Origin of the sequence: Polaromonas sp. (assembly GCF_041689105.1) — a bacterium.
In the GTDB taxonomy this organism is placed as follows: Bacteria; Pseudomonadota; Gammaproteobacteria; order Burkholderiales; family Burkholderiaceae_C; genus Polaromonas.
Genome location: NZ_JBDNGU010000036.1, coordinates 1 through 15,756 on the forward strand (window position 1 = coordinate 1; position 15,756 = coordinate 15,756).

Sequence of the window (15,756 nt, forward strand, 5' to 3'; positions counted from 1 at the left end):
CACTGGACTGCGGCAGGTCTTCGAACAGGCCCGCCTTGCTCGCCACGTCTTCTTGCTCTGTTGGATTTGACATGCCGTTTCGACAAACCAGTCGGCGGTGAGTTCAATGAGATTGGAGAAAAACTCTCACTCTCTCAGGCGAAGTCCGCTTAATTCGAATCGACCGTCGCGGCGGGGAAGTCATCCTGCAGCGCTCGCGCGGCGGCTTCATCGCGGAGGCGAGCCTCGACAGCCGCTCCTACCACTGCGACGCCATCGCAGCAGAATCCACCACGATGCTCATGTTCACCGCATCGGCTTTTCGGCAGGCCTTGGAAGATGACTTTGTTTTTTGCCGGGCCTGGCAAACGCAGTTAGCCAAGGAGGTGCGCAAGCTGCGAGCCCAATGCGAGAGGATGGCCCTTAACAGTGCAGCCGACCGCGTCAATCACTACATCGAGTCCGAGGGGTCTGATGGCGTCATCACATTGAGTCAGTCCCGCAAGTCGTGGGCCGCCGAATTGGGCATTACTCACGAAGCCCTCTACCGGACTTTGAGGGGTATGCAAGATGACGGCGTTCTTGAGGTCGCGGAGAATCGTCTGTCCATAAGGGTTTGAACCGATGCTCTGCGGACAAGCATTCCTTTGCCAAACATCACCGCGCTAAACCCAGTACTTTTTCGGACTTCATAGCGATGCCAGTGTTGGCGCTCCTGAAACGCTGACTAGATTTTGAGCCGCGTGTCCCCTATCGCTGTGAAGCTGATACTGTGATAACTGTGTGTCAGAATAATCGAATGGCAGCTTCTGCTCGGTCGCGTGAGTTCAAATCAGCGAGTCGACAGACTGCAATCGCAGCAAAGGAGCCCGTGGCCAGTGATCCATGCGGCGCCCCGACTAAGCGGAGGTCAAATCATGGCAGATAGCCGACAGCCAGATCCGCGAAGTGGATTCACATGCTGTGTCCAGAGCTTGAATGGCTGCTGCTCGCCACTTTGCAATCAGTGACTACGTCGAATATTAGGTGGGAAGTCACGCGCGAGCGTGTTACAGCCGGCGCAGGAAAAGTTCTCCCGGTTGACAGGGTCGGACCAAGCCTAAGCCTGAATTCCGAGACCAACGAGGCTTATCTTGCTACCTTGAAGTTCGCGCACAACGAAGGTGGCGCTTCCGCAGTGAACGCTGTCGCCCACTACCGGAGGACGGCCAAGTTCAGCCGCGATCCACTCGCCCAAGGGCATAGACTGCTGAGTGGGCATGGGCAGACCGTAGAAGCTACAAACGTCTCCCACAGGTGCGCTGGGGTCCAGCGAGAAATCCTGAAACACAGCGCGCATGTGAGATTCGTCACCCGGATCAGGCAAGGCCACGCCCAGTCGGCGCGCCACTAGCGCAATAGTGGTTCCTTGCGTCAGCAAGGAAACCAGCACCACAACAAAAGCAATGTTGAACAATAAGCCCGCCTGCGGCGTGCCCGCCATCAACGGAAACAGCGCCAACACAATGGGCACGGCACCACGCAGCCCCACCCAGGCAATGAACCAAGTCTCTTGCGCTGTAAAACGAAACGGCAGCAAACATAACCACACCGCCACCGGCCGCGCCACAAATATTAAAGTCAAGGCCACTGCCAGACTAGAGCCGAGTGAGCCCACCATCGTGGACGGTGTGACTAGCAGACCCAGCAGCAAAAACATGCCCGCCTGTGCCAGCCAGGCATAACCGTCCATCGCCGCGAGCGTGGGCAGCACAACCACGGACGCCCGGTTAGCCACGATCAGGCCATACAGATAAATCGCCAGAAAGCCGGAACCACCCAACAATCCGGTACCAGCGAACACGCTCAAGCCTCCGGCTCCTATCAAAAGCGCCACAATGCCGCCTCCCGCATCACGCGACGCCACTTGGTGCAGTAACCCGGCCATAGCAAACCCGCTGGACACCCCAACCAGCCCACCCCAACCGAATTGCTGCACAAACGAGCGAGCCGTAATGAGCAGGTCGGCACCGGTCCAGGTGCCCGACTCCAGCAGGATGATCAGGGCCAGCGTCATGTAAACCGCCATCGGGTCGTTCACACCTGACTCAATCTCCAGCGTGGCGGACACGCGCTCGTTTAACACCACACCGGAGCGGGTGAGCAGTGCAAACACCGCCGCAGCATCGGTGGAGCCAACAATCGCACCCAGCAACAGCGCAGTGCCCCAATCCAGCCCCACAAACACCACGCCCGCCACCGCTGTAATAGCCGCGCACACCACGACACCCAAAGTGGCCAGCACCGAGGCTGGCCGCAGCCCGGTGCGAAATCTCGCAAAAGTCGTGCGCAAACCACCGTCAAGCAAGATAATCGCCAACGCAATATTGCCGACCCAAAAACTGAGCTTGTAATCATTGAACCGGTAGCCGCCTATTCCGTCTTCCCCAGCCAAAATTCCAGCGAATAAAAAGACCAACAAAAACGAAAACCCAATGCGCGCTGAAAACAAGCCCGCCAACACGCTGGCGAAGACCAGTGCGGCGGCAGCGAGTAACGGCAGGTTGACGAAATCCATGCCTCAAGTATCAACCACACGAACCCTGCCGCTGACACACGCTACCTCGACTTCGCGGCCGCGCGAAGTTACAAATTCTGGGTCGGCGAGCGAAGCACTGCTGCGCGCCGCATTTTCGTCGTCCAAAATGTGATGTGCGTCGGCGATCTTGCGTCCTAAATCCTAATGGCAAGAGTCCGCTTTCGCAGCATTGCAGTCGCTCGGCGTGTTTATGACTTAAAAAATCAAGCGTTGCAAATTTTGTGCGCTGTCAGCCTGCACGGATTCTGAAGAGCTGTTGACGGCTCTAATTGCCCGGCATAGATGCGTTGAAACGGGAAAACCGGCTCCCCAAAGCGCTGTCGGGCCCCGGTCACGATAATCGGTGCATGACCCAATCTACTTTCCCTTCTCCGGCACCTGTTGCCGCGACCTTTGGTTCGGGAGATGTTGGCAACGATTTCAGCACCCTTTCCCTGAATCCTGCCACGCTCGCCAACCTGACCTTGCTGGGCTACACCCGCATGACACCGGTTCAGGCCGCCAGCCTGCCGGTGGCGCTGCTGGGCAAGGACCTGATCGCACAGGCCAAAACCGGCAGTGGCAAGACCGCCGCTTTTGCCCTGGCCCTGCTGGCCAATCTCAACGTGCGCCGCTTTGCGGTGCAGGCCATGGTGCTGTGCCCGACGCGCGAGCTGGCCGATCAGGTGGCGACTGAAATCCGGCGGCTGGCGCGGTCTGAAGAAAACGTCAAGGTGGTGGTGCTGTGCGGCGGCGTGCCGCTGCGCAACCAGACGGCCAGTCTGGAGAACGGCGCGCAGATTGTGGTTGGCACGCCCGGCCGCATCATGGACCACCTGGCGCGCGGCAACCTGACGCTGGAGGCCATGAACACCCTGGTGCTCGATGAAGCCGACCGCATGCTGGACATGGGTTTTTTCGAGGACATCGTCACCGTTGCCAAACAGTGTCCGAAAGAGCGCCAGACCCTGCTGTTTTCGGCGACCTACCCGGAAGGCATCGCCAAACTCAGCCAGCAGTTCATGAAAACGCCGCAAACCATCACGGTGCAGGCGCAGCATGAAAAAACCAAGATCCAGCAGCGCTGGTACCAGGTGCCCGACAGCGACCATGACGAGGCGCGCCTGGGCGCTGTGGCGCAGGTACTGCGCCACTTTCGCCCAGCCAGCACCCTGGCTTTTTGCAACACCAAGTCGCAGTGTCGCGCGCTGGTGGCTTATTTGAAAGAGCAGGGTTTCAGCGCGCTGGCGCTCTTCGGCGAGCTGGAGCAGCGCGAGCGCGACCAGGTGCTGGTGCAGTTTTCCAACCGCAGCTGTTCGGTGCTGGTGGCGACCGACGTGGCCGCGCGTGGGTTGGACATTGCGCAACTCGCCATGGTCATCAACGTGGACGTGACGCCGGACGCCGAGGTTCACATCCACCGCATCGGCCGCACTGGCCGAGCCGACGAAGAGGGCTGGGCCATCAGCCTGGCCAGCATGGACGAGATGGGTTACGTCGGCAAGATCGAAGTGCTTCAGAAGGCCGAGTCCGAATGGCACAAGCTGACCGAGTTGACGCCGGCCAGCAACGAGCCGCTGCTGCCACCCATGGTGACCCTGCAGATCGTCGGCGGTCGCAAGGAAAAAATCCGCGCTGGCGACGTGCTGGGCGCACTGACCGGTGATGCTGGCAACATCCCGCCTTTCACGCGTGAGCAGGTCGGCAAGATCAACGTCAACGAGTTCTCCACCTATGTCGCCGTAGACCGCGCGCTGGCCAGCCAGGCACAGCAAAAGCTCGCCAACGGCGGTGTCAAGGGTAAAAGCGTCAAGGTGCGCTTCATGGATGAAGCCTGAAGACACTCGCTTGGCGCCGGTTGCACAGCGCCCCGGGCTTGCTGTGGTGGTGGGTGCCGGCGGCGGGCTGGGTGCGGCCTTGCTGGCGCAGTTGCAGGCGGACGGTTCTTATGCGCGCGTTCTGGCGTTGGGGCGCAGCAGCGAGCGGCCCATCGACTACGCGCAGGAGGCCAGCATCGCCGCTGCAGCGCAGGCGGTTGCGGGTATCTGCGACCAGTCCGGGCTGGAGCTGCGACTGCTCTTGGTTGCCAGCGGATTCCTGCACGGCGAAGCAGGCCAGCCCGAGCGCAGCTGGAGCCATCTGGACATGGCCTACCTGCAACATGTTTTTCTGGTGAACACGCTGGGACCGGCGTTGTTGATCAAGCATTTCTTTCCGCTCTTGCCCAAGCGCGGGCGCTGCGTGGCCGGCTTTGTGTCGGCCCGGGTCGGCAGCATTGCCGACAATGCGCTGGGTGGCTGGTACGGTTACCGCGCCTCCAAGGCAGCACTGAACCAGCTGGTCAAAACCGCATCGATTGAACTGACGCGCCGCAACCCGGACAGCGTGTGTTTGGCGCTGCACCCGGGCACCGTGGACACGGCTTTGAGCCAGCCTTTCGCCAAAACAGGGCTCAAGGTGCGACCGCCGCAACAAGCTGCAAGAGAACTGCTGGGGGTGATCACTGCCGTGCAGCCGGCCGACACCGGTACGCTGATGGACTACCAGGGGCAGACATTGCCTTTTTGATGAGGCATCAGAAAAAAAGGCCTCTCGCCTTTTCGGTTAAAGCGCAAGAAGCTATTAAAGTGATAGCAAAATCACGCAGCTCAATGCGCCAGGCAGCGTGTCTGTAGGCGGTCAAGCCCCTCCAGGGGTCAGACATACCGCCTTGGCGTGTGGGCGTGCGGCGCCTGCGCGGGGGCAGTTTGTCCCGACTTGCCTGAAAGGGTGTCAGCGCAGGCGACAATGACGCAGAGCGTGATTGCCGCGCGTTCTAATTCCGTTTCCATTTCAATAGTGCTGTCATCCCGGACCTGATCCGGGATCCAGCCCGCATGAACCACAGGCGCGGGCTGGGGCAGCATGGGTTGCGGGTCAAGCCTGCAATGACAATCGGGTTGAAATAGAAATGGAATAAGTGTGTTGGGCAGGCCGCCGGCACTTGCCGCAACGCGTGTGCCCTCTTTTGCCATCTGCCTGCACGCCACACCCGCGCGCAAAAGGCACTACCTTTTCAGGAACTTCCGCATGGTCAGGCTCAAATTTTCCATCGAACTCGGTTACCAGGTGGCCGACGCAGGCTGCGATTTTGTATTCAATATTCATGCGGCGCAGACACGCCAGCAAATCGTGCTCAGCGAAACCCTGGGCATCAGCCAGGTGCTGCAGCCCGACATCTACACCGACGCTGTCAGCCACAACCGCTACCTGCGCTTTCGTGCTGCACCCGGTCCGCTGACGGTCGGTTACTCGGCGACGGTGGATGTGCACCATTACCGTGAGCAGCCCGAGCATCTGCCCGAGATTGGCGTGCTGCAGCTGCCCGGCCAGGTGTTGCCCTATCTTTATCCCAGCCGCTATTGCCCGTCTGACCGGCTGCACCGGCTGGCCGTCAAGGAGTTTGGCCACCTGCGCCAGGGTTACAGCCGGGTGCAGGCCATCCGCGACTGGGTCAACCAGCGCGTGACATTTGCGTCCAACACCTCGACCGGCTACACCACGGCGGTGGACACCCTGATCGACGAAACCGGCGTGTGCCGCGACTTTGCGCACCTGATGATCGCGCTGTGCCGTGCGGTCAACATCCCGGCGCGTTTTGTCAGCGGCATCGACTATGGCGCAGACCCGGCGCTGGGTCCGACCGACTTTCACGCCTATGTCGAGGTGTATGTGGGCCACCGCTGGTACATGCTGGACCCGTCGGGTACGGCCATCCCCATGGGTTTTGTACGTTTTGCCACTGGCCGTGACGCGGCGTCCGCAGCGTTCGCCACCTTGTTTGGCGGTGTGACGTCCTACGCACCGGTGATCAGCATTGAGGCCCTGCCTGATGACAGCGGCACGCTGGTGTTGCCGGACCACGTGGCTGACGCCTTGTCGACGGCGGGCATCGAGGATTAGGCCCCCACGTTCGCTCTACTAGCGTGTAGCTCTCTGCCCCCCGAGGGGGCGCTGCGCCTGCGGCCCGGCAAAGCCGGTTCCGCGGCCCTGGCTGGTGAAGAGAAAGCGCGCGCGGGCTGTCAGGCGTCGGGGTTTGCTGCAGCGCGCCGGCGCCGCTCCAGGTATGCCTGCAGTTCGCCCACCACGCCCTTGCGGAAGGCCAGAACGCAGATCACAAAAATCACGCCGATGATCACGGTGACCCACGAGCCCACCTTGTCGGCCAGCAGGTTTTGCAGCGAGATCACAATGCCCGCGCCCAGCACTGGCCCGAAGAAGGTGCCAACGCCACCCAGCAGTGTCATCAAGATCACCTCGCCCGACATCGACCAATGCACGTCGGACAGCGTGGCAAAACCCATCACCAGCGTCTTGAGCGAGCCGGCCAGACCGGCCAGCGTCGCCGACAGCACGAAGGCCAGCAGCTTGTAGCGGTCCACGTTGTAACCCAGGGAAATGGCGCGCGGCTCATTTTCGCGGATCATCTTGAGCACCTGGCCGAAGGGGGAATGCACGATGCGCGAGATGGCGAGAAAGCAGCCCACAAATACCGCCAGCACCACGTAGTACATGGCGTTGGCCGACTTCAGCGACAGCAGGCCAAACAGCTCTCCGCGCGGCACGCCCTGCAGGCCGTCCTCACCGCCGGTAAAGGGTGCCTGCAGGCAGACAAAATAAACCATCTGCGCGATGGCCAGGGTGATCATGGCAAAGTAAATGCCCTGGCGCCGGATGGCCACTGCACCCACCACCAGGCCAATCAGGCCGGCGGCCACAGCACCGGCCAGGACGCCCAGTTCCGGCGTGAAATTCTGGGATTTGATGAACCAGCCCGTGACGTAGGCGGCCGAGCCGAAAAATGCCGCGTGGCCAAAGGACAGCAGGCCGGTGAAGCCGAGCAGCAGGTTGAACGCCGCAGCAAAGATGGCGAAGCACAGCAGCTTCATCACAAAGACCGGGTACAGCCCGAGCATGGGCGCCGCCAGCGCCAGGATCAGCAGGGCGATGTAGGTGAAGCGAATAAGCTTGTCGGTCGTGGTCATCAGCTTGCCTTGGAGGGTGGTGTGGAGGGCGTCTTGCATGTTCAGGCCTCCTTGCCAAACAGGCCGGCAGGCCGGATCATCAACACGACCACCATGACGACAAACACCACCACGTTGGAGGCCTCCGGATAGAAAACCCGCGTCAGCCCTTCCACGATTCCCAGGCCGAGCCCGGTCACGATCGATCCCATGATCGAACCCATGCCGCCAATCACCACCACCGCAAAGACCACGATGATCAGGTTGGACCCCATCAGCGGGTTGACCTGAATGATGGGCGCGGCCAGCACGCCGGCCAGCCCGGCCAGCGCGGCGCCGGCGCCGTAGGTCAGCATCACCATCAGCGGCACATTGACGCCGAAGGCCTGTACCAGTTTGGCGTTCTCGGTGCCGGCGCGCAGGTAGGCGCCCAGCCGGGTGCGCTCGATCAGGTACCAGGTGCCGAGGCAGACCACCAGCGAAGCCAGCACCACGAAGGCGCGGTAGTTCGGCAGGATCATGAACCCGAGGTTGGTGGCGCCGGACAGCAGTTCTGGCACGGGGTAGGACTGCCCCGACACGCCGAACTGGTCACGCATCACACCTTCAAAAATCAGGGCCAGGCCGAAGGTCAGCAGCAGCCCGTAGAGCGGGTCCAGCCCGTACAGGTGCTTGAGAAAAAGCCGCTCGATCGCGACGCCGAGAATGCCAACGGCAAGCGGGGCGAGGATGAGGGCGAACCAGTAGTTCACGCCCCATTTGTCGAGCATGATCCACGCTGCAAACGCGCCCAGCATGTACAGGGCACCATGCGCGAAGTTGACGATGTCAAGCAGGCCGAAGATGACGGCGAGCCCGAGGCTGAGCATGGCGTAAAACGCGCCGTTAACCAGGCCCAGCATGAGCTGGCCGAGAAAGGCTTGATGGGGGATGCCGAATATTTCCATGGGGTCGTTGTTCTGCCTGCGTTGCAGCCGGCCACCGGCCGGCTGCTTCTCACCTCGTGATGCTTACTTCTTCAGCAACGAGCACTTGGATTCAGCGACCGACGTGAACGCCTGCTCGCCGGGGACCTTGGCCACGGTCTTGTAGTAGTCCCACGGGGTGGTCGATTCCTTGGCTGATTTGACCTGGAACAGATACATGTCGTGGATCATGCGGCCGTCGGCGCGGATCTGGCCCTTGTTGTAGAAGTCGTCGATCTTCATGCTCTTGAGGGTCGACATCACCTTGTCACCATCGGTGGTGCCGGCCAGTTTCACCGCGTTGAGGTACTGCGTGGCGGCCGAGTAGTTCGCTGCCTGCAGGCTTGACGGCATGCGCTTGTACTTGTCGAAGAAACGCTTGGCAAACTTGCGCGAGGCATCGTCCTGGTTCCAGTACCAGCTGTCGGCCAGTTGCAGGCCTTCGGTGTTGGCGAGGCCCAGGCTATGCACGTCGTTGATGAACACCAGCAGCCCGGCAACCTTCATGGTCTTGTTGATGCCGAATTCCTTGGCTGCCTTCATGGCGTTGGTGAAATCACCGCCCGCGTTGGCCATCGCCAGGATCTGGGCCTTGGACGACTGCGCCTGCAGCAGGAAGGACGAGAAGTCGGAGGCATTGAGCGGGTGGCGCACCGCGCCGACCACCGAGCCGCCGTTGGCCTTGACCACGGTGGAGGCGTCGCTTTCGAGCGAATGTCCGAAGGCATAGTCGGCTGTCAGGAAATACCAGCTCTTGTTGCCGGCCTTGACCAGGGCAGAGCCCGCCACTTTGGCCAGCGCCACGGTGTCGTAGGCGTAATGCACGGTGTACGGCGTGCAGTTTTCATTGGTCAGGCGGGCCGAACCGGCACCGATGGCAATGAAGGGACGTTTTTTGTCCGACGCGACCTGGGCCATGGCCAGCGCGGTGCCCGAGCTGGTGCCGCCGATCAGCATGGACAGGTTGTCCTTGTCGATCCATTCGCGGGCTTTGGAGGAGGCGACGTCGGCCTTGTTCTGGTGGTCGGCTGTCAGCACTTCAATCGGACGCCCGAGCACCTTGCCGCCGAAATCTTCGGCGGCCCATTTGACCATTTCACCGCCGGCGGGCCCGTCGATATCGGCATACAGGCCGGACATGTCGGTGATGAAGCCGATCCTGACTGGGCCGGTGTTCTGCGCGGACGCGGCGGCGCCAAATCCGATGGCCAAAGCGGCGACAAGGGTCTTGAGTTTCATGGGAGTCTCCTGGTTGGTGATGTCGAAAGGGGAAAAATGTGTGGGTGCAAGGTGCCGTCAGACACCCAGGTATTCCTGAAGCATGCCCATGTTCTGGTTCAACTCGTTTTGCGCAAACTGCTTGACGATGGCGCCATGCTCCATCACGTAAAAACGGTCGGCCAGCGGCGCGGCAAAGCGGAAGTTCTGCTCGACCAGCACGATGGTGTAGCCCTTGGCCTTGAGCGTGAGAATCATCTCACCCAGCTTTTGCACGATCACGGGCGCCAGGCCCTCGGAAATTTCGTCGAGCAACAGCAGGCGTGCGCCGGTGCGCAAAATACGCGCAACAGCCAACATCTGCTGCTCGCCGCCCGACAGGCGTGTGCCGGGGCTCGACGCGCGCTCTTTCAGGTTCGGGAACATCTCGTAGATTTCGTCGATGCGCATGCCCCCCGGACCGATGGTAGGCGGCAGCATCAGGTTTTCCTCAGCCGTCAGGCTGGCGAAAATACCGCGCTCTTCCGGGCAGTAGCCGACGCCCAGGCGCGCGATTTTGTGCGGCGCCAGTTTGATGGTTTCTTCGCCCTTGATGCGGATGGAGCCCTTGCGCGTGCCGGTCAGCCCGACGATGGCGCGCATGGTCGTGGTCCGGCCCGCGCCGTTGCGGCCCAGCAGGGTCACCACTTCACCTTCGTTGACGCTGAAGTTCACGCCATGCAGCACGTGGGACTCGCCGTACCAGGCCTGCAGGTTTTCGATTTTCAGAAGCTCTTTGGTCATCAGTGCGCCCCCTGCAACTCGGTGTTGGCGGTGCCCATGTAGGCCTCGATAACCAGCGGGTTTTTCGAAACGTCGTCGTAAGGACCATCGGCGATGATGGCGCCGCGCTGCAGAACGGTGATGCGGTCGGCAATCGAGGCCACCACGTTCATGTTGTGCTCGACCATCAGGATGGTGCGGCCTTTGGAGACCTGTTTGATCAGCTGAGTGACCCGGCCCACATCTTCGTGGCCCATGCCCTGGGTGGGTTCGTCGAGCAGCATCAGCTCGGGCTCCAGCGCCAGGGTGGTGGCCAGCTCCAGCGCGCGCTTGCGGCCATAGGGGAGATTGACGGTCAGCTCATCGGCGAAGTCCTGCAGATCCACTTCAGCAAGAAGCTCCAGGGCGCGTGTATGCAGGTGAAACAGCGTGTTTTCGGCCTTCCAGAAATGAAAGGAAGTGCCGAGGTTGCGCTGCAAGGCTGCGCGCACGTTCTCCAGCACCGTCATGTGCGGAAACACCGCCGAGATCTGGAACGACCGGACGATGCCGCGCCTGGCGGTCTGGGCCGGTTGCTCGGTGGTGATGTCGGTACCGTTGAAAAAAATGGTGCCGGCGGTTGGGTGCAGGAATTTGGTCAGCAGGTTGAAAAAGGTGGTCTTGCCGGCGCCGTTGGGTCCGATCAGCGCGTGGATGTGCCCACGCTGGACTTTCAGGTCCACCTGGTTGACAGCCACGAATCCCTTGAATTCCTTGGTCAAGCCCCGTGTTTCAAGAATGAACTCCGCTGACAAATTGCTCTCCGGCTATTGAGGTGACATGGACGGGCACACAGGCATCGCCACACGAAAAGTCGATGCTAACGAGCCACGCTGGCAGGCGCCAGCGGGTTAGGACTTAGGTAGTTTTACTTGCGGCCGGCACCACACGCCGCATTGACCTGCGCGGCGCTGCAGGCAGCGCCGCGGCAGCTGGAAGGTGCAGAGTCAGCGCGCATGCGTCACGCCGCCATCGACAACCAGGGTGGAACCCACCACGTAGTCGCCCGCGCGCGAGGCCAGGTAGATGGCTGCGCCGGCCATGTCGGCGTCATTCCCGACGCGCCCGGCCGGCACGCGCGCGGCCACCGCTTCGCCGTGGTCCCGGGCGTCCTTGTTCATGTCTGAGGCAAAGGCGCCCGGCGCGATGGCGGTGACCACGATGTTGTCCTGGATCAGCCGCAGTGCCATGCGACGCGTCAGCTGGATCAGCCCAGCCTTGCTGGCGGCATAGGAGTAGGTCTCCAGCGGATTGACCGAGATGCCGTCGATGGACGCGATGTTGATGACCTTGGCCGGCCGCTGCGCAGCGGCCTTGCGCAGCAGGGGCGCGAAGGCCTGGGTCAGGAAGAACGGGGTCTTGAGATTCAGGTCCACCACCTTGTCCCAGCCGCTTTCCGGGAAGTCGTCAAAGGGCGCGCCCCAGGCGGCACCGGCATTGTTGACCAGGATGTCCAGCTGGCTTTCGTGTGTCGAAAAGGCCGCCACCAGGGAGACCGCGCCTTCCGTGGTGGACACGTCGGCCGGCAGCGAGACGCAGTGACCCTGACTGGAGAGTTCCTGGGCGGTCTGGTCGCAGGCGGCGGCTTTTCGCGCCGAGATGTAGACCCGCGCGCCCTGTGCCAGAAAGCCTGCGGCAATCATGCGACCGATGCCGCGCGAGCCGCCGGTGATCAGGGCAGTGCGCCCAGCGAGGGAAAAAAGGTCTGTCATGTCCGCTCCAGTAGGGGTGATGGATGGGTGAGGGTCCAAGGCGTTTGCCGCGCAGCTTAGCGCGGATGGCTGGGGCCGTCGGTCGCCTGGGCGTCTGGGCGCTGGCGTCACGCCGCGCAGTGTCAAAAATCTGCGGCGAAGTGCGTACGCGGTTCTTTTAAGAGAAATCAGCCTCCAGCCCTTTATTCACGTGCGCAAGCAGCTATTAAAAAGAGAGCAATCTAAACGAGAGGTCAGCCGTCGCAAGGCGGGTCAGGGAACAAATGCGGGTTTCTCCTACAGCGCCGCCGCTGTAGCCCGGTAAGGTGAGGTTTCCAGCAAGCCTTCAAAGGAGCAACCATGCGATTGGATATTTACCGACGGGCCGAATCAGGTCACCGTTATTCCTACCTGGCGGTGCCTGAGGGCCGGGTCATCCCCGAGGAAGCCACCAACACAGACTGGGAGTCCGAGGCCCGGGGGCTGGAAGGCGGTGCCAACGCCGAGCAACTGGACAAATACGCCATCACCGGGCTGGAGCAGCAGATCACCGAAAAAGGTTATGCCATCACCAGTGTCAATGCCAGGGTAAAGACGGACGACTGGGTCGGGCGTTCAGGCGCCCTTGGCTGAAGTCGCCGCTGCGGCGCGCAGCTTGTCTTTTTTGCTCGGCCGCTTGCCCTTGATGCCGCCGGTGGACGGCGCGTCAGGTGCGGCGAGTGCCATCGCCGGGCCGGTTGGCAGCGGCTCGAAACCTTCGACCTGTTCCAGCCGCAGCTGCACGCCCTGGCGTTTTTCGATCAGGCGGAAGTGCGCCTCGGTGCCGGCGCTGACAAAACTCAGCGCCAGCCCGCTTTCACCGGCGCGGCCGGTACGGCCGATACGGTGGATGTAGTCCTGCGCGGAGCGCGGCAGGTCGTAGTTCACGACCACCGGCAACTGCGCAATATCGATGCCGCGCGAAGCAACGTCGGTGGCCACCACCACTTTCAGCCGCGAGGCCTTGAAGTCGGCCAGCACCTGCGTGCGTTTGCCCTGGCTCAGCTCGCCATGAAAGGGTTCGGCATAAATTCTGGCCTTGCGTAATTTGTCGGCGACGATTTCTGCAGCATGTTTGGTGGCGACAAACACCAGCACCCGACGCCATGCGTTCTGCGTGATCAGGTGGCGCAGCAACTGGGTGCGTCGACCGGTATCGACCGTGATGGCGCGCTGCGTGATGTCTGGCTCGCCCTGCGGCTCCGCCGGAGCGGCGATGTGCACCGGGTCGCGCAGCAGCTCGCCGGCAAGTGACTGTACGGCTGTTGGAAACGTTGCTGAAAAGAACAGGTTTTGCCGCTGTGCTGGCAGCAGGGCCAGGATGCGCCCGATCTCGTCCGCAAAGCCCAGGTCCAGCAGGCGGTCGGCCTCGTCAAGCACCAGTGCTGCGACGTCCGAGAGCACCACCGCGTTGTGGTCGGCCAGGTCCAGCAGACGGCCCGGGGTGGCGACCACGATGTCGACCCCGCCGCGCAGATTCATCATCTGCGGGTTGATCGACACGCCACCAAAAACGATGGCGACCTTCAGCGCCTGCGGCAGGTGCTGGCCCAGGCTGCGGATCTCTTCACCGACCTGTGCCGCCAGCTCGCGCGTGGGCACCAGCACCAGCAGGCGCAAGCGGCGCGGTTTTTCGGCAGGGGTTTGCTGCAGGCGCTGAAGCAGGGGCAAGGAAAAAGCGGCGGTTTTGCCCGACCCGGTCTGCGCCGTGGCCAGCACATCGCGGCCCTGCAGCACGGCGGGAATGGCGGCCGCCTGGACGGCGGTGGGACTCAGGTAGCCCCTGGCGCTGACGGCGCGCAGCAGGGCTGGGGACAAGCCCAGGGAGGTAAATGGCATGACAGGGCTTTGTGAGGTGGCAGGGGACCGGAAAACGGCCGCTGCAAGCACCCAGTTTAAGCCTCCGGCCCGCAGGAGGGTGCCGGGGGCCAAGCCGCATAATCGACTCCTTGCGATTCAGCACCGCCGGGGCTGAACATCGCCCGATTTAAAGGCACCCGTGAAAAAGACATTCAAGCTCACTATCGAAGGCAAAAACCGCGACCGCGTGCTGGACGCCGTCAAGCACGACATCCGCAAGTACGTCAAAAGGCAGCGCCGGGTGCCCTTGCCCGAAGGTGTGGATTTCTGGGACTTTGACTGCCGCTTCGGCAGCAGCGAGGACACCGCAGCCGTGGTGCACTTTGCGACCATCACCGCGCTGGTGGACGCGGCCGCCAAAGACGGCGCCGACGCGTTTTACCTGGAGATGCCGGCCAAAGAGGGCCGGCGTACCGCGCGCCCCCGGCCGTTGGGCGACGAGGGCGTCGAAATGGCCGACCCAGACCCCGAAGCCGTCGGCTGAGCAGGCCCTGGCGAAGACCCGCAGGGCAGCGCAACCATCGACGCCATGGCGTCGGTGCGGCAGGCACAACTCGCTGCGGTGCGCGCTGAAGTCACCAGCGTGCTGGACTGGACCGAAACGCCATTTGCGGGACCGCGGGCACCGCTTCGGGCTTGGCGCTCAGGACGGCAAACCCAGTGCATCAAACACCAGCATGGCGCCCCAGGCATCGTTGGCCGCATAAACCAGCTGGCTCTCCGTCAACTGGCGGTTGGCCCAGTTGGAGGTGGTGGCCTTCTTCGATTTCAGGAAGCGCCGATTGAACAACACCGCAACGGCACCGCGCACGCCGATTTCCTTGGCATACCCCTTTTTACGAAACACGGTGTTGAGGTCCAGCACGTTGTGCGGCTCGACGCCCAGGGTGCGGCGGATCTGCTGGTTGTCGCTGGCCAGGCCGAAGCCGGCCTTGGTGATGTCGGGCGACTCCAGCAGGCCCGCCACGACTTCGCGGCAGCGCGCTTCCACCAACTGGAAGACCCAGGCCTTGTGCAGCGTGGCGAACTGAACCACGTGCGGGCCTTCAGACACCTGGTCGCGGAAGAAGGTAGGCTTGGACTCGGTATCGAACCCAAGCACGGTGCAGGCAGCCAATGCCTGCAAAGCCTCGTCGGCTTGCTGCGCCGTGGCGACCAGCACGATGTCGCTCAGCGCCAGACGCTCCAGCGGCTCCAGCGCCGCGAGCTCTTCCCGGTTGGGCGAGGCGAGTTGCGGCATGTTCAGCGCCGCTCCAGCAGCCGTACCGTGCACAGGGCGGCAGGCTCAGACATGGGCCGACACACTTGTTGGAATGGTGGTGGCGGGCGGCGTGTTGCGGCTGCGGCCGCAGCGCACGATGCCGTCAATCATCACCATGCCCACGCCAGGGATGTCGCCGCGCCGCACGCTGTCAAGCAGATCGCGGCCCGCCGAGTGCTGGGCGGTGTCCATGAATACAAAATCCGCGTCACGGCCCGGCGCTATCAGTCCGCAGTTGAGATTGCGGATGCGCGCCGTGTTGCCGGTGGCAAAACAGAAGGCCAGCTCGGGCGGGATGTTGCCCAGGCTGGACAGCAGCGAGATCAGCCGCAGCATGCCCAGCGGTTGCACGCCCGAGCCCGCCGGGCCGTCGGTGCCCAGG

15 protein-coding genes and 1 pseudogene are annotated in these 15,756 nt (G+C 62.4%); 6 read left to right on the forward strand and 10 right to left on the reverse strand.

Going from position 1 to position 15,756, the window contains the following annotated elements:
• Positions 1–143: 143 nt before the first annotated feature.
• Positions 144–599 (forward strand): annotated as a pseudogene (locus tag ACESMT_RS03395) (Crp/Fnr family transcriptional regulator); the annotation flags it as partial.
• 479 nt (positions 600–1,078) lie between these two features.
• Here the strand turns inward: ACESMT_RS03395 and ACESMT_RS03400 are convergent.
• A complete protein-coding gene (locus ACESMT_RS03400) occupies positions 1,079–2,536 on the reverse strand; it encodes a potassium/proton antiporter (RefSeq protein WP_372825169.1) in 1,458 nt (485 codons plus the stop codon).
• A 368-nt stretch (positions 2,537–2,904) separates the two neighbouring features.
• On the opposite strand from ACESMT_RS03400, the gene dbpA reads away from it, so the two are divergent.
• The 3 genes from dbpA (at position 2,905) to ACESMT_RS03415 (ending at position 6,478) form a co-directional block, all read left to right on the forward strand.
• Complete coding sequence (gene dbpA, locus ACESMT_RS03405) at positions 2,905–4,374, forward strand: ATP-dependent RNA helicase DbpA (protein ID WP_372825170.1); 1,470 nt, start codon at positions 2,905–2,907, stop codon at positions 4,372–4,374.
• 10 nt (positions 4,375–4,384) lie between these two features.
• Positions 4,385–5,104, forward strand: coding sequence for an SDR family NAD(P)-dependent oxidoreductase (locus ACESMT_RS03410; RefSeq protein ID WP_372825171.1), 720 nt, complete (start codon positions 4,385–4,387; stop codon positions 5,102–5,104).
• Positions 5,105–5,605: 501 nt separating this feature from the next.
• The gene (locus ACESMT_RS03415) at positions 5,606–6,478 is read left to right on the forward strand and encodes a transglutaminase family protein (protein ID WP_372825172.1); all 873 of its coding nucleotides are present in this window, start codon (positions 5,606–5,608) and stop codon (positions 6,476–6,478) included.
• Positions 6,479–6,597: 119 nt separating this feature from the next.
• Here the strand turns inward: ACESMT_RS03415 and ACESMT_RS03420 are convergent, their stop codons facing one another.
• From ACESMT_RS03420 to ACESMT_RS03445, 6 genes are all read right to left on the reverse strand, one after another.
• Complete coding sequence (locus ACESMT_RS03420) at positions 6,598–7,560, reverse strand: branched-chain amino acid ABC transporter permease (RefSeq protein ID WP_372825183.1); 963 nt, start codon at positions 7,558–7,560, stop codon at positions 6,598–6,600.
• Positions 7,561–7,601: 41 nt separating this feature from the next.
• A complete protein-coding gene (locus tag ACESMT_RS03425) occupies positions 7,602–8,486 on the reverse strand; it encodes a branched-chain amino acid ABC transporter permease (RefSeq protein WP_372825173.1) in 885 nt (294 codons plus the stop codon).
• Positions 8,487–8,549: 63 nt separating this feature from the next.
• Positions 8,550–9,743 carry an ABC transporter substrate-binding protein gene (locus tag ACESMT_RS03430; protein ID WP_372825174.1) on the reverse strand — a complete coding sequence of 398 codons (1,194 nt, stop codon included), beginning with the start codon at positions 9,741–9,743 and terminating at the stop codon, positions 8,550–8,552.
• Positions 9,744–9,800: 57 nt separating this feature from the next.
• Complete coding sequence (locus ACESMT_RS03435) at positions 9,801–10,505, reverse strand: ABC transporter ATP-binding protein (protein WP_372825175.1); 705 nt, start codon at positions 10,503–10,505, stop codon at positions 9,801–9,803.
• Positions 10,505–11,278 (reverse strand): ABC transporter ATP-binding protein, encoded by a 774-nt coding sequence (locus tag ACESMT_RS03440; RefSeq protein ID WP_372825176.1) that lies wholly within the window; start codon positions 11,276–11,278, stop codon positions 10,505–10,507. The genes ACESMT_RS03435 and ACESMT_RS03440 overlap by 1 nt, the downstream gene beginning before the upstream one ends.
• A 192-nt stretch (positions 11,279–11,470) precedes the next feature.
• Complete coding sequence (locus ACESMT_RS03445) at positions 11,471–12,235, reverse strand: SDR family oxidoreductase (RefSeq protein ID WP_372825177.1); 765 nt, start codon at positions 12,233–12,235, stop codon at positions 11,471–11,473.
• 339 nt (positions 12,236–12,574) lie between these two features.
• On the opposite strand from ACESMT_RS03445, the gene ACESMT_RS03450 reads away from it, so the two are divergent.
• Positions 12,575–12,847 carry a DUF6139 family protein gene (locus ACESMT_RS03450; protein WP_372825178.1) on the forward strand — a complete coding sequence of 91 codons (273 nt, stop codon included), beginning with the start codon at positions 12,575–12,577 and terminating at the stop codon, positions 12,845–12,847.
• On the opposite strand, the gene ACESMT_RS03455 is transcribed toward ACESMT_RS03450, so the two are convergent.
• Positions 12,830–14,092 carry a DEAD/DEAH box helicase gene (locus tag ACESMT_RS03455; protein WP_372825179.1) on the reverse strand — a complete coding sequence of 421 codons (1,263 nt, stop codon included), beginning with the start codon at positions 14,090–14,092 and terminating at the stop codon, positions 12,830–12,832. The two genes, ACESMT_RS03450 and ACESMT_RS03455, sit on opposite strands and share 18 nt — an antisense overlap.
• A 160-nt stretch (positions 14,093–14,252) precedes the next feature.
• Between ACESMT_RS03455 and ACESMT_RS03460 the strand changes: the two genes are divergently transcribed.
• Entirely contained in the window at positions 14,253–14,597 is a 345-nt protein-coding gene (locus ACESMT_RS03460; protein WP_372825180.1) for a DUF6172 family protein, read from the forward strand.
• A gap of 159 nt (positions 14,598–14,756) precedes the next feature.
• On the opposite strand, the gene ACESMT_RS03465 is transcribed toward ACESMT_RS03460, so the two are convergent.
• Positions 14,757–15,353 carry a 3'-5' exonuclease gene (locus tag ACESMT_RS03465; RefSeq protein ID WP_372825181.1) on the reverse strand — a complete coding sequence of 199 codons (597 nt, stop codon included), beginning with the start codon at positions 15,351–15,353 and terminating at the stop codon, positions 14,757–14,759.
• Positions 15,354–15,398: 45 nt separating this feature from the next.
• Positions 15,399–15,756 (reverse strand): amidohydrolase family protein (locus tag ACESMT_RS03470; protein WP_372825182.1); only part of this gene is annotated, 358 nt, incomplete at its 5' end.

Bases quoted from the DNA above. Each gene is read 5' to 3' on its own strand.
- ACESMT_RS03420 (WP_372825183.1), bottom strand. From the start codon at position 7,560: ATGACCACGACCGACAAGCTTATTCGCTTCACCTACATCGCCCTGCTG.
- ACESMT_RS03445 (WP_372825177.1), bottom strand. From the start codon at position 12,235: ATGACAGACCTTTTTTCCCTCGCTGGGCGCACTGCCCTGATCACCGGC.
- ACESMT_RS03455 (WP_372825179.1), bottom strand. From the start codon at position 14,092: ATGCCATTTACCTCCCTGGGCTTGTCCCCAGCCCTGCTGCGCGCCGTC.
- ACESMT_RS03415 (WP_372825172.1), top strand. From the start codon at position 5,606: ATGGTCAGGCTCAAATTTTCCATCGAACTCGGTTACCAGGTGGCCGAC.
- ACESMT_RS03450 (WP_372825178.1), top strand. From the start codon at position 12,575: ATGCGATTGGATATTTACCGACGGGCCGAATCAGGTCACCGTTATTCC.
- ACESMT_RS03430 (WP_372825174.1), bottom strand. From the start codon at position 9,743: ATGAAACTCAAGACCCTTGTCGCCGCTTTGGCCATCGGATTTGGCGCC.
- ACESMT_RS03435 (WP_372825175.1), bottom strand. From the start codon at position 10,505: ATGACCAAAGAGCTTCTGAAAATCGAAAACCTGCAGGCCTGGTACGGC.
- ACESMT_RS03425 (WP_372825173.1), bottom strand. From the start codon at position 8,486: ATGGAAATATTCGGCATCCCCCATCAAGCCTTTCTCGGCCAGCTCATG.
- ACESMT_RS03400 (WP_372825169.1), bottom strand. From the start codon at position 2,536: ATGGATTTCGTCAACCTGCCGTTACTCGCTGCCGCCGCACTGGTCTTC.
- ACESMT_RS03465 (WP_372825181.1), bottom strand. From the start codon at position 15,353: ATGCCGCAACTCGCCTCGCCCAACCGGGAAGAGCTCGCGGCGCTGGAG.
- dbpA (WP_372825170.1), top strand. From the start codon at position 2,905: ATGACCCAATCTACTTTCCCTTCTCCGGCACCTGTTGCCGCGACCTTT.